Raw genomic sequence first — 13,173 nt, forward strand, 5'->3', positions numbered from 1 at the left:
GTGTAGCATACTTTTTGGGCCAGGGCCGATTTGTTTATGCTCTATGCTTCAAAGCGTTATCCGTCTGCGATTGTGCGGGTGTTTGTGGAGTTTGTGATGGATAAAGCTACATGACTGTCACATGACTGCCACATGATTATCTGGCGATGTCTCGCTCGCTTCTGGGCAGATAATAGATATAAAAACTTAAAAATATCGTCAGAAGTCCCACCCATAAGAGATATAAAGCAGGGGCAAGTGGTAGATGAAACGTGGCAAATGCCAACAGTGACGGCACACCACCTGCCACCAATGCATAAGTGACATTATAAGTTAAGGCAATGCTGGTTAGGCGGATTTTACTGGGGAACAGTCGCACCAAGACCACAGGCAGCGTGGCAATCATACCCCCTGAAAAACCAAGCAGAGCAAACCACAGTAGCATCAAATCACTACCAAACCCCAACTGGACAAAAAACAGTGATGTGTTAACGATAAAGAATATACCGCCGAAAATCATCACTTTACCTACATTCACCCTATCCATCAAATAGCCATAAAACGCACAGCCAATCATCATAAAAAAGACCGCAAGACCCGATCCGAATACCAAAATACTCTCCGACACCGCAAAGCTAATGTTAAGTAGCATCGGCATTATTATGGCAATGACAATAAAGACACTCAGCATAATCCATGATATTAGTACAGCAGGGATAAGACTGGATGGGCGATTTTTGGTGATGATTTGAACTAAAGATGATTTTTGGATGGATTGGGGTTTGTCATCATGAAAAATATTAGCATCTGCTAAGTCTTGGATTTGAGTCTTAGTTAATCCATCAAAACTCATGGCACTGAGCGTATGTCCAGCTTCAGCATGGCGGTCTTTGGTCTGCACATCGATGGAGGTTTCTTTTAAAGTGTGTAGCGACAACAGCAATGATGCTGACAGCACACCACCAATGACAAAAGGGATCCGCCACCCATAGCTGAGCATGTCTGCATAACTTAGAATGTTTGCCAAAAAACTGGACAGCAGACTCACCAAAAGCACCCCGATCAAAACACCCACCACAACAAAACTGCACCCAAGCCCCACTCGTCTCATGGGCAACTGTTCAGTAAGTAGCACCAAGGCAGACGGAATCTGACCCCCGTAAGCCAACCCCTGCCCAAAGCGAGCAACGATAAATAAAATCGGAGCAAGCACCCCCAAATGATGATAGGTTGGCAGTACTGCAATGATAAAAGTAAACACAGTCAAGCCCAGTAAGCTCAAGAATAAGACCGCTCGCCTGCCGTTGGCATCACCATATTGTCCCAATAAAAACCCGCCAATAGGGTGGGCGATATATGCCCCTAAAAACAGTCCCACCGCCTGCATCGAATACAACCACATCACTTCACGCCCGCCAAAGAAATTGTCAGCAATCACCTCTTTGAGATAAAACACCAAGGCATAATCAAAAAATGCCAACATGGTCACCGAAGCGACCGTGGCAATCAGGCGGATATGATGAGAGGATAAGGTAGCTTGTGGCATTGTAAATATTTGTGTACTATTTTTGTATAATGTACTAAAAACTGCTTAAAATAGCAACAATTTTTATGTATTTTGTTAAAATTAACATTCAGCCATCTAGGACGTGCCTGTTTTTGGTATTTGCAATAAAATGATAAAAATCGCACGTTTTTCCTGCAAGAATTGCTTAAAATTGTCAAATTTTCATCGTATTTTGCAAACATGTTATCAATGGCAGGCACGCCCTAGACATAAGCAATCACAATAGCCAATCTATCGGCAGCCAACTCATGAATGATACACCAATACGCTCAGGGGTGTTCATGTGTGGCTCTTTATCAAAAATCACTTCTTGCCCCTGTTCTAAGGTTCGCCACTGAAGCTCCCCATTCACCAAACGCACTTCATAAACTTGGTTTAAAATGACCGAATTTTCTTGGTCGCCAGCATTATTTAGAGCATTGTGAAGCTGATACGCCAGCTCTTCATCATAAATCATCACACCAAGCTCGGTGTTGATGTTTGCCGAACGTGGGTCAATATTATACGAACCGATAAACACTTTATGATTATCCACAGCAAAGGCTTTGGCGTGCAGACTGGTGGTGGTCATGCGTTTGGTACGCCATAGTTTATTTTCATCTTCTTTGGTGTTTTTAGCCGTGGATTTTAACTCATAAATCTTCACGCCTGCTGACAACAACTCCTGACGCCAATGCCCATATCCTGAATGCACCGCGCCCACGTCAGTGGCATCAAATGAGTTGGTCAGTATACTCACGTCTACACCATCTTTGGCAAGGGTGGTCAGTGTACGCACACCGTCCTTGGTGGGAACAAAATACGATGAGATGATGCTTAGGCGTTCTTTGGGGCGACCGAGTTCATGGCGAAGTTTACTGACCAGGTGACCGTCTTTGGGATTTTCATTTTTGACTTTAGTGTTGAGCTTTGCCACATCATCCGCCAAAAATTTCATATCAACCCAGCGAAATGGTACATTTTTATTGAGCAAATCCTTGCCAATGGTACTGCTCGCCACGGCACTGCGGTAGGTACGCAAGGCTCGCTCATTTTTAGTGGCATTTAAGCCATCGTCGTTATCCTTACTAAATACCGCCATCGCCGACTGGTGGGGTCGCTTTTTGTCTGTTGATACTAGTGTCTCAATATCATAAGCCGTTGGCGATTGCCAGTATTCATCAAAACTTTTGGTAATGTCGCCCACCACTTCGCCGATAAGCAGAACATCTAGATCAGCAAAGTGGTTGTTTTGATGGTTGTTTAGGTACTCATTGCCGATATTACGCCCACCGATGATGCTGATGTGATTATCAAAAGTCATGCTTTTGTTGTGCATACGCACGTTAATACGCACAGGCGATGTCAGATAATTCATGAATTTATAACAGCGATAGGTAAAGGGGTTTACCACACGCACAGCAATGTTAGGGTGCTTAGCAAACAAGGCAAGCTGTTCATCAAGCCTAGGATTGCCATTAAAATCATCCAAAAGCAAGCGAACAAGCACACCTCGCTCTGCCGCTTGCCACAAGTCCTTTAGCATCAAAAATCCCGCTTCGTCATCATGCCAGATATAGTACTGTACATCAATGGTGTGAGTTGCCATGTCAGATAAAATACTGCGCGATGCAAACGCATTCGCTCCTGTGGTGATGGGATAATATCCCGATAGCGTGGGGTGGTATTCTGTCTGCTCATCAATGATGGTACTCAAAGACAACTCTTCTTGAGACGGAGCATCTGTCTGCCGATTGATTTCTTTGCCCAAAAAACCTGCATCTGGGTCATCATCTCGCTGGTTGAGATAAGCCTGACTGTGATTGCTTTGATTATTCAAGCGCTTGGCAAGTAACGCTTCATGTGCCAAATGCACCCGCTCGGTCAGCTCGGTGCTTTTAGGAAGGTGCGGTGTGGATGGCAATGATTGACAGCCTAGCAAAACAGTGCCTAGCCCCACCATAATCAACATACGAGAAGTCATTATTATAAACCCATGCTTTATTAAAATTGGCAAATTATACCCCATTCTCAACTTTGTATAAGTAATTGATTTATCAAGGACAAATTGCAATTCGCCCCCACAACCCGAAAATAATCATCAAAAAATCAATAAGTTGTAATTTTAAGTTGAGATTGAAGTAAATTATAACAAATAATTGGGGAAGTGTTAATTATTTCTCATCAAAACTGCCCATAAGAAAACGCCCTGACATCAGAGCGTTTTTTGTTGTTTTGGCAGAGCATTATTCTTGCAAATAACCAATCAAGCGTAAGAATTCAACGTACATCCACACCAGCGTTGCTAACACGCCAATGCCATAGACCCATTCAAACTCTTTGTTCACGCCATACATGGCACCATCTTCGATGTTTTTAAAATCAATTAACAAAAAGAAAGAAGCGATGAGCGTGGTAAAAACACTAAACCCAATGGCAATCATACCGCCACCGAACAGATGTGGGATCGAGCTACCAAACACCAGCGACATAATCCACTGAATGGCATAAACAATCATGATGGCGATAGAGGCAGATACCACCAATGAGCGGAATTTTTCGGTCACTTTAATGATGCCCGTAGTATAAAGGGTCAGCATGACCGCCCCAGTAACAAAAGTTGCTGATAAGGCAAGCAGTGGCACGCTTGGGGCTTTATAAAAGGCAAAAGCAGAGGCAACACCGATAAACACGCCTTCTAGCAGAGCATAAGGCACAGCAAGTGTTTTGGCCAGATGTGGCTTAAAGGCAGTGGCGAGACCTAGACCCATGGTAACCAGCATGGCAACCACTGCCAAGCCCATTAATACCCCTGATGACATGCCACTCATCAAAGCAAAGAAAAACATTCCAAAGCCCGAAACAGCAGAAATGCCAAGTAGCAGAGCGGTCTTTTTGACCACACCATTGACCGTCATCGGTACATCACCTGCCAGTAGTTCGGTACGACTAACAATAGGGTTTGCCATAATTTTCCTTATATAAAATTAAGAATAGATTGATAAATTGAGAATTAAAACAATTTGGTGTTTTATACTATATTTACTTTTAAAAATCAAGTATTTTTACTGTTTTGATAACTCAACATGGGTATTTTTTTGATTAATGGGGATGGTAGCATCATTTACAAGCTTTATGGGTTTTTACTTGTAGTCTGGGCGGAGTTTGGTTATCATATACTTTTTATTTTTTAAAGACAATCAGCCTTCATGACCGAGACCGCCATTTCACCGACATCTTTTAATATCCAAAAGAGCCATTTTAAACGCATTGGACTCATGGGGCGTGCTGGCAAAAAAAGCATTACCGCCACATTAAATGAACTCATTAACCTGCTGTCAGGGTGGGGGCTAGAAATCACCATTGACACCAGTACCGCCAGCATTGACGGCATACACATCGATTTTGACAGAGATGACAGCCCCATCAAAATCGTGCCACGTGGTCGCATGGGCGGGCATTGTGATTTGGTCATGGTGGTCGGTGGCGACGGCTCTATCTTGCAGGCAGGTTCTCTCTTGGCGGGAACGGGCGTGCCAGTACTCGGGGTCAATCGTGGGCGACTGGGGTTCTTGGCGGACATCAACCCTGAGCGTTTGGAGACCGAGCTATCAGAAGTCTTTGCTGGCGAGTATCATACCGATGAGCGTTTTTTGTTAAAAATGCAGGTGCTCGGGCGAGATGATGACGGCAACACGCAAGTGTTTCATGAAAGCTATGCCCTAAATGACGTGGTGCTACACGCAGGTAAATCGGTGCATACCATTGATTTTAAACTGCAAATTGATGACATTGACGTCTATCGTCAGCATGCTGATGGGCTGATTGTGGCAACCCCAACAGGTTCTACCGCCTATTCGCTCTCAGCAGGAGGCCCTATCATTCATCCAAGCCTAGATGCCATTTGTCTGGCTCCCATGCACCCGCACACGCTGTCTAGTCGCCCCATCGTGGTTGCAGGCACCAGTAAAATCACCATCAAAATCCACAAAGACAACCGCACTCAGCCCATGGTCAGCTCTGACGGCGAAGCAAGCGTACCGCTAGACAACGACCAAACCCTACTCATTACCAAGCACGACAAATCCCTAATCCTACTGCACCCCTTGGACGTGGATTTTTATCAAGCCTGTCGCACCAAGCTTAATTGGAGCTTATATACCGAAGAATTTTCATTAAAAGATGAGTAGGGCTTACTACTCATAACTTTGTGCCATCTCAAAACTGGGGCGAGATTCACAGTATGCTAGCCAGTTATGGACATGCATCCATTTATCAGACAACCCACCCGATTTTTTCATCTGAGCAATGCCAAAATGCAGATGAACATCCACAGCACCAAACACCCCCTGCCCTGCCCCTGACAGATAATGCCGACTTGCCAAATGCTCGTTAAGCAAGGCTAATGCCTTATCTACATTAGGCGAGATAAAAGACTTCTCAACGCCCTTTTGTACACCCCTGATGATAGGACGGATAAAAAATGGCGACTTTTGTACGATTTTAGCAAATACCAATCGCATGACCAAGTTAGGCATGAGCGAGCTTTCGGCAAAATGCAACCAAAACGTATAGTTCTCCCACGCCTCATCAGCGGGCGATAATTTGCCGTCCGTGTCATAATATCGCAATAAATATTCAATGATAAAGCCCGACTCGGCAAGCGTCCGCCCACGGGTTTCATCCACCAAAATCGGGGCTTTACCCATGGGGTGAATTTCTGTTAGCTCTTTTGGGGCAAGGTGGCTTTTGGTGCGGTTGTGTTTGATGACACGAAAGGGCGTGCCATATAAGGCGTTTAGTTCGCACAATAGCCACAAAATACGAAACGAGCGAGATTGGTTAAGATGATGAAGAGTGAGCATGGGGTTTTCCTGTTAGGGCATGATTGATACCGCCTTAATTTCAATCTTGCCAAGTTCATTGATACTTGGTGCCATCATACCAAACCCCCATCCAAAACACAAACAAAAATCAGGCGACCCATCACAAGACCGCCTGATTTTATGGTTGGTTATTAGCCGATGTTTTATGATTTATTTTTCATCTTTAACATCGCCTGATGACCTTCTTCCATTTTTGGTTTGACTTCTGAGATATAAATCCACACAAGGCTCACCCACACCACGCCAAACATAATCATAAATGCCGATGAGCGTACGCCTGTTATATCCACCGCCGCCCCAAACATGATGGGTAGGATAAATCCGCCCAAGCCCCCTGCCAGACCAACCACGCCAGAGACTGCCCCCATGTTGTCTTTGTATTCGTCCGACAGGTATTTGAACACGGACGCTTTACCGATGGCAAAGGCAATGCCCAATAAGAAAATCAAGATGGTAAAGATAGTAGAATTTAGTCCGATATGAAATGCCCGCTCACCGTCCACCGTTTGCACCACAAGGCTTGTTTGTGGGTAAGACAAAACAAACAAGAACAAAAATGACGCCCAAAGCACCCACCAAGTTACGGTATGGGCTGAGTATTTGTCCGACAGCCACCCACCGAGCGCACGCAAAACGCCCCCTGGTAGACTAAAACACGCCGCCAAAAACGCTGCCGTTTGTAGGCTAAATCCATACTCATTGACATAGTATTTGGTCATCCACAAGGCAAGGGCGACATAACCGCCAAAGACAATAGAATAATACTGACTATAACGCCACACATTGGGGTCTTTTAGTACCGCCAATTGACTGGCGAAACTGGCGTTACTTGCCGAGCGGTGTTCTTTTTTGTCAAACGACATAAACCAAAAGCCGATGGCAGTAATGAGCATAATGCCTGCATACACCTTTGGTAAAAACTGCCAGCCACCGTAAACAATAATCGCAGGGCCTACCATCTTGGTCAGTGCCGAGCCTGCATTACCTGCCCCAAACACACCCATGGCAAAGCCTTGACGCTCCGCTTCAAACCATTTGGCAACATAGGCAATCCCCACCGAGAACGACCCGCCTGCCAGCCCTGCAAACAGACCCAGTACCAAAAACTGCCAATAAGCATTGGCATAGCTCATCAAAAATATCGGCACCACACACGCTATCATCAGAGCAAAAAACACAATGCGACCACCATATTTGTCCGTCATCATACCAAGCGGTAAGCGAACAAGCGAGCCTGTCAAGACAGGCGTGGCGGCGAGTAGTCCAAATTGGGTTTCGGATAAGTCAAGTGCGTTTTGGATTGGAATGCCAAGCACCGCAAACATCATCCAAATCATAAAGCAGACGGTAAATGCGATGGTTGATGATATCAAGACCAGCAGTTGTTTTGATTTTTCGGTTGCCATAATCCCCCCTTAATTAAGGTATAATTGGCATGGCTAATGATAAAGTTGTCCTACCTACCATCGCCAAGTTTGTTAAAGAGATGTTTCAATATTGTTGTTATCATAGTGAAATTTTATTAAAAAATCCTTGATTATAATCAAGTTTTTATTGGCAAAATTTTTATATGATAGCCAACTACTTCTTTGGTAGTATGGCTTAATCTGGGTTTATCGCTTATAAAATACCTTTTTTTCAATTACTTATAAAAAGTAGCTGATCAATTTTACTAAAAATCATTCATTATTTTTAGTCATGAACTTTTTGGGAGTATAGCTCGTGCCACTTGCCTTATTAAAACAATTTGCCCATTGGATAAGTCCGACCACAGTCGGGCATTCCATGACACGGCGTGCAGGCTTGGCGGTGGCGTTTATTTTTTGTACGATTTTGACCGCTTCCACATACAGTTTTTATCTTGCCAATACCGCCGAAAAGGACGCCCAAGCGATCAATGACGCAGGTTCCATCCGTATGGCAACCTACCGCATCAATCATGAGTTGGCACTGTCGGCAAACCCAAATTCACCCCACACGCCAAACCCCATCTTGGCAGACGACATGACCGCCCGTCTTGACAAACTAAGCCTATACCAAGCCAAGAACAGCAATAAACATGGCGACATTGATAAGGCTCTCACCAAAATCCGCCATGATTGGGAACACACCTTACTACCAAATTTAGAACAAAGCGACAGCACGGCATTTTATCAGCATTTTTTGGTATTTTTGGATGATGTCAATCATCTGGTGGACGCTATCGGCAAACGCAACGAGTACCGCCAAGAACACCAACAGCACGTCCAAATCATCTCGCTACTACTCATCACCTTTGTAATGTTGGTCGGCATGTGGGAGCTACACCGCAATGCTTTAGCCCCCCTAAAAAACCTAACTGCCACTGCTCGGCATTTTAGGCAAGGCAAATCGCTTGACATGCAAGCGGGCAAGATGGACATCAAAGGCTATCAAGAGCTAAACGAGCTGTCGGACGCGTTTTTTGCCATGCTGACGCTCATCAAAAACCACCAAGCCGAGCTTGAAGCCGAAGTCAAACGCAAAACACACCATCTCACCCAAAGCAACAAGGCTCTATACAGCCTGTACCATTTTGCTGAGAAAATCGCCACCACGCACCATCTCAACACCGAAGAGCTTCATGAACTCATTCAAAATTTCGCCCGCCTACTGCCCAACACGGAGCTGTCGCTGTGCATTCATGGGCAAAATTTTGAAAATAATGTCATCATGAGCCTATCGGAGCGTAAACATCATGACTTTTGTACGCCTGACGACTGCGAGTATTGCGACCTAAAAACCGACACGCACACCCGTATCATCCCCATCAAAAGCACTGATACCAACTGGGGTGAGCTACTGGTGCGTGAGCCTGTCAGCCCCGTGGCAAAAAACCGCATTGCCCTACTGAACATCAGCGACGATAATGGCTTGTCCGAGCAAGACCTGCTTGGCATGCTGGCACAGCTCATCGCCTTGACCTTTATGTCAAACCAACGCCAAAAGCAAGCCGAAGAGCTACTGCTGTCCGAAGAGCGTAACACCTTTGCCCGTGAATTGCACGACTCCATCGCCCAGACGTTGTCGCACCTAAAAATCCAGTCCGCCATGCTAAAAACCCTAGGCGAACAAGAGAAAAAACTGCTTGCCGAAGAGCCAAACTTACAAAACAAAGAAACTTTGCTAAAAATCCATCAAAAACAAGACAAAGTCCGCACCGACCTAAATGACGGCACCAGTCACGCCTATGTCCAGCTACGGGACTTATTAAACACCTTCCGCCTAAAAGTGGATGGAGGCGATTTTAATGACGCCTTAAAAATAACGGTCAAAGAGTTTGAAGCCAAAGGCGGATTTAACATCAACTTTGACAACCAAGTATTAACCCTAAACCTATCTGCGTCCGAGCAGGTGGATTTGTTGCAAATCACCCGAGAAGCCCTGTCCAACGTCCACAAGCACGCCCACGCCAAGAACGTTAACATCACGCTCTACCAAGACAGCATCAGTTATGAAGTCATCTTGCGTATCAGTGATGATGGCATTGGCATTCGTCAAAGTGACAAAGAAAAACCTGAACACTACGGGCTTAGCACCATGGGCGAGCGGGCGTTGAGTCTAGGTGGTACGATTAGCACCGAGCCAACTCGTCCCACAGGCACCGAAGTGTTCGTTCGCTTTTTGCCCCAATTTTTCTTAAAAAAGCTAAAAAGTCCACGCCCCAAACCTAAGCTCAAAGAATGGACTGCCGAACAAATCAGTGCTGCCACTTATGAGCTTACCCATGAACTCGATGATGAATTTGGTAAAACATCGGAGTCATAAATGGGGTATAATAGGGTATTCTGTCACATTTATTAAACCGATTATTTATTTAACTTAACCGATTTCACCCAACCAACCAGCCAAAGATATTATCATGAGCCAAAAAATCTATACCGCCACCAGCCCTGCCCGCCTATTAATTGTTGATGACCACCCCATGTTACGGCGTGGTGTGGCGGACTTATTATCCTTAGAGATGGATATTGAAGTGGCAGGGGAAGCCAATCATGGCATTGAAGCGTTGAGCTTTTTACAAGATGAGAGCGTGGATTTGATTGTGCTAGACCACAACATGCCCGTGATGAACGGACTTGAAACCCTAAAAGCCATCCGAGAACGCCAAATTGACGGCAAAGTGCTACTATTTACCGTCTCTGACAACATCAAAGACGTCCAAGATGCCCTAGCGTTGGGCGTGGACGGCTATCTATTAAAAGACATGGAGCCTGATGAGATTATTGGCAATATCCGCCGTATCCTGCGTGGCGAGCTTGTCATCAGCCCTGCCCTTGCCCCTATTTTGGCAGCCGCCATGCGAAAACCTGCCCAACCTGAGAGCAATCTTGACCTAACCGACCGTGAACTCCAAGTGCTGTACATGATACGAGACGGCATGAGTAATAAGATGATAGGCAACAAACTGGGCATTGCCGAATCCACCGTCAAAGTCCACGTCAAGCACATCCCAGCCAAAATCGGTCTGCGTACTCGTGTCGAAGCGGCGGTATGGGCGGTCGGGCATTTGGATAAATAGTCTACTCGCTCACGAGTGCCAATAACCCTTCGGCGTCCATCAGGCAGTATTGCGACTTGCGTTTAGTGATAAGTCCTGCACTGATGAGTTCTTTTAGGGTGCGAGAGAGTGTCTCAGGACGCAGTCCAATCTGCCCTGCCAACTGTTTTTGGCTAAACGGCAACTCAAACGGTACGCCCACAGGATAATGAGTAAGAAAATAGTAGCTAAGTTTGGATTTGGCTTGAACAAAGGCAAGCAGGTCGCTACTGATGAGATGATAGTACATGCGTTTGCTGATGGTATCACAAAACCACATGATGAGATTGCCCAAATCAAAGCTGGCAATGCTCTCAAAATAAGCCTGCACTGGCAACGTCGCCACAATGGTCGGCTGTTTGGCGGTGGCGGTCAGCTGATGAATACCCCGCTCTTTGATGAGCAGTTTGGAATGACGTGTGGCGATATTGGCTTTGCTAGGGATTTTCCCATCCACATCATCCACCTGCCCAACCCGATGAATGCCCGTGCCAAAGTTGGGATAATCATCTGTCTCCAAACCCCACAGCACGCTCTCGTTAATCAGCCCCATCTCATGATAGCTGGCAATCAAGCACGCCTGCCCGCTTGGCAGTTCACGATGACACATCACCTGCCCATCTAGCAAAAAATACAAATTTTCAACCACACTATGTTGAATGAAAATCAGCTCACCCTTGGCGTATTCATGAATTACCACTTGGCTAAGCAGTTCATCTTTGACCGCCTGCCCCGTCTCAGATTGGGGCAGCAGAGCGAATAAAGGGTGTGTTTGTAGGATATCAAGGTAGGCTTTTTTGGTGTGTTCGGCAGATTTCATGATGTCAGCTATACAAAATAAGTGGCATTATCATACCCTGCCCTGCCTGCCTGCCATATTCTCCAAAAGCACAGACCAAAACCGCAACCTACCCCTTTTGGCTAGTTTTTACCTACTGACTTTGGCGGTTATTGGTATGGTAACGCTTGATAAATGTGCTATTTTAATAGTATAGTTTAATGCATTTGGAGCCATCATGTTATCCGACTTATTAGAATCCAACCGTTTTTGGGCAGAGAGTCTCTCCGCTCGTGACCCTGATTATTTTCCCAGTCTTGCCCGTCAGCAGTCGCCGAATTATTTTTGGATTGGCTGTTCTGACAGTCGTGTCCCTGCCAATGAAGTGGTCGGGCTCATGCCAGGGGAGCTGTTTGTCCATCGCAATGTGGCAAACATGGTCGTTGCCACCGACATGAATCTACTGTCCGCCCTACAATACGCCGTGGACATGTTAAAGGTTGAGCATATCATCGTCTGCGGTCATTATGGCTGTGGCGGAGTGCGTGCGGCACTGTCGCACCAAGAGTTTGGACTGATTGATAATTGGTTACGCTCATTAAAAGGTATTCATTATCAATATTTGGATAAATTTGACAACCTAAACATCGATGAGCAAACCGACCTTTTGTGCAAGCTTAATGTCAAACGCCAAGTAACCAACGTCTGCCACACCACCATCGTCCAAAACGCATGGCACAGGGGGCAAAAGCTGTCCGTACACGGCTGGATTTATGGGTTAAAAGACGGTTTGATTCATGACCTACAGGTAAGTGTGAATGATTTTAGTCAGCTAAAAGACGCTTTTGTGTATGAAGTGTAGCAACCGCCCTGCTCACTTCTACTCATTTAACGTCAGTCGCACCGACGTGATGGCATTGTCATCATTGATAAAGTTGCCTCGATACAGGCTTTGTAAGACAGGGCTGTTTAACAACTGATTGCTGGCGATGGCTAATACCTGCTCATCTCGCTGTTTTTGTTTTTGTACAGGCGTGGCAAGATGAGCAAATTCGCTTTGGGACAGCAGTGGCATCTCATCACACAAGCGACCATTTGCAAAATCTTGACCAAATTTTTTGGCAAAGCTCTTAAAACTTGAAAAAATCTGCTTATTATGCTCAGGCACATACAGCTGACAGTCGCCATCTATCTGCCCCGCCATCATCGCATGACTCACCATCGCCAATTCATCGGCATCGAGCTTATGCTCACGGCGTGCCACCGCCACCCAATAATCCCATTTCTCTGGTGTCCACTCGCCTGCCAACGCTACCTGCTGTGGCATGAGTTCATTATTTAACTGCTCTTTGGTTATCTGTCCTGATGGCTTGATGTCATTGATTGATTGAGAATTATTTACCGCTTTGCCAATTTCTTGATTGCC

At 45.6% G+C, this 13,173-nt stretch carries 10 protein-coding genes and 1 pseudogene; 4 read left to right on the forward strand and 7 right to left on the reverse strand.

Annotated elements, in window-relative coordinates; all coding sequences use genetic code 11:
• Positions 1-136: 136 nt before the first annotated feature.
• The 3 genes from B0182_RS01010 to B0182_RS01020 all read right to left on the reverse strand — a co-directional run bounded on the left by B0182_RS01010 (position 137) and on the right by B0182_RS01020 (position 4,494).
• Positions 137-1,525 carry an MFS transporter gene (locus tag B0182_RS01010; protein WP_078273165.1) on the reverse strand — a complete coding sequence of 463 codons (1,389 nt, stop codon included), beginning with the start codon at positions 1,523-1,525 and terminating at the stop codon, positions 137-139.
• A 238-nt stretch (positions 1,526-1,763) separates the two neighbouring features.
• A complete protein-coding gene (locus B0182_RS01015; protein WP_228157805.1) occupies positions 1,764-3,509 on the reverse strand; it encodes a phospholipase D family protein in 1,746 nt (581 codons plus the stop codon).
• 262 nt (positions 3,510-3,771) lie between these two features.
• A complete protein-coding gene (locus tag B0182_RS01020) occupies positions 3,772-4,494 on the reverse strand; it encodes a Bax inhibitor-1/YccA family protein (RefSeq protein ID WP_078273167.1) in 723 nt (240 codons plus the stop codon).
• A gap of 240 nt (positions 4,495-4,734) precedes the next feature.
• Here B0182_RS01020 and B0182_RS01025 point away from each other — a divergent pair, with 240 nt between their 5' ends.
• Positions 4,735-5,715 carry an NAD(+) kinase gene (locus tag B0182_RS01025; RefSeq protein ID WP_078273168.1) on the forward strand — a complete coding sequence of 327 codons (981 nt, stop codon included), beginning with the start codon at positions 4,735-4,737 and terminating at the stop codon, positions 5,713-5,715.
• 6 nt (positions 5,716-5,721) lie between these two features.
• Here the strand turns inward: B0182_RS01025 and B0182_RS01030 are convergent, their stop codons facing one another.
• Together B0182_RS01030 and B0182_RS01035 are read right to left on the reverse strand one after the other, a co-directional pair.
• Positions 5,722-6,390 carry a glutathione S-transferase gene (locus B0182_RS01030; RefSeq protein ID WP_078273169.1) on the reverse strand — a complete coding sequence of 223 codons (669 nt, stop codon included), beginning with the start codon at positions 6,388-6,390 and terminating at the stop codon, positions 5,722-5,724.
• Between the two features lie 164 nt (positions 6,391-6,554).
• Entirely contained in the window at positions 6,555-7,817 is a 1,263-nt protein-coding gene (locus B0182_RS01035; protein ID WP_078273170.1) for an MFS transporter, read from the reverse strand.
• Positions 7,818-8,133: 316 nt separating this feature from the next.
• Here B0182_RS01035 and B0182_RS01040 point away from each other — a divergent pair, with 316 nt between their 5' ends.
• Both B0182_RS01040 and narL read left to right on the forward strand, forming a co-directional pair.
• The gene (locus tag B0182_RS01040) at positions 8,134-10,197 is read left to right on the forward strand and encodes a type IV pili methyl-accepting chemotaxis transducer N-terminal domain-containing protein (protein WP_143821633.1); all 2,064 of its coding nucleotides are present in this window, start codon (positions 8,134-8,136) and stop codon (positions 10,195-10,197) included.
• A 94-nt stretch (positions 10,198-10,291) separates the two neighbouring features.
• Positions 10,292-10,951 (forward strand): two-component system response regulator NarL, encoded by a 660-nt coding sequence (gene narL, locus B0182_RS01045; RefSeq protein WP_078273172.1) that lies wholly within the window; start codon positions 10,292-10,294, stop codon positions 10,949-10,951.
• A 1-nt stretch (position 10,952) separates the two neighbouring features.
• Here the strand turns inward: narL and B0182_RS01050 are convergent, their stop codons facing one another.
• The gene (locus B0182_RS01050) at positions 10,953-11,789 is read right to left on the reverse strand and encodes a Crp/Fnr family transcriptional regulator (RefSeq protein WP_078273173.1); all 837 of its coding nucleotides are present in this window, start codon (positions 11,787-11,789) and stop codon (positions 10,953-10,955) included.
• 196 nt (positions 11,790-11,985) lie between these two features.
• Here B0182_RS01050 and can point away from each other — a divergent pair, with 196 nt between their 5' ends.
• Positions 11,986-12,609 carry a carbonate dehydratase gene (gene can, locus B0182_RS01055; RefSeq protein ID WP_078273174.1) on the forward strand — a complete coding sequence of 208 codons (624 nt, stop codon included), beginning with the start codon at positions 11,986-11,988 and terminating at the stop codon, positions 12,607-12,609.
• 18 nt (positions 12,610-12,627) lie between these two features.
• Here can and B0182_RS14130 read toward each other — a convergent pair.
• Positions 12,628-13,173 (reverse strand): annotated as a pseudogene (locus tag B0182_RS14130) (hypothetical protein); the annotation flags it as partial.

Source organism: Moraxella bovis, assembly GCF_002014975.1.
GTDB classification, from domain to species: domain Bacteria; phylum Pseudomonadota; class Gammaproteobacteria; order Pseudomonadales; family Moraxellaceae; genus Moraxella; species Moraxella bovis.

What these genes read in the sequence shown, in the direction of transcription:
- B0182_RS01030 (WP_078273169.1), bottom strand. Translation starts at nt 6,390, where the DNA reads ATGCTCACTCTTCATCATCTTAACCAATCTCGCTCGTTTCGTATTTTG.
- B0182_RS01050 (WP_078273173.1), bottom strand. Translation starts at nt 11,789, where the DNA reads ATGAAATCTGCCGAACACACCAAAAAAGCCTACCTTGATATCCTACAA.
- B0182_RS01020 (WP_078273167.1), bottom strand. Translation starts at nt 4,494, where the DNA reads ATGGCAAACCCTATTGTTAGTCGTACCGAACTACTGGCAGGTGATGTA.
- narL (WP_078273172.1), top strand. Translation starts at nt 10,292, where the DNA reads ATGAGCCAAAAAATCTATACCGCCACCAGCCCTGCCCGCCTATTAATT.
- B0182_RS01015 (WP_228157805.1), bottom strand. Translation starts at nt 3,509, where the DNA reads ATGACTTCTCGTATGTTGATTATGGTGGGGCTAGGCACTGTTTTGCTA.
- B0182_RS01035 (WP_078273170.1), bottom strand. Translation starts at nt 7,817, where the DNA reads ATGGCAACCGAAAAATCAAAACAACTGCTGGTCTTGATATCATCAACC.
- B0182_RS01010 (WP_078273165.1), bottom strand. Translation starts at nt 1,525, where the DNA reads ATGCCACAAGCTACCTTATCCTCTCATCATATCCGCCTGATTGCCACG.
- B0182_RS01025 (WP_078273168.1), top strand. Translation starts at nt 4,735, where the DNA reads ATGACCGAGACCGCCATTTCACCGACATCTTTTAATATCCAAAAGAGC.
- can (WP_078273174.1), top strand. Translation starts at nt 11,986, where the DNA reads ATGTTATCCGACTTATTAGAATCCAACCGTTTTTGGGCAGAGAGTCTC.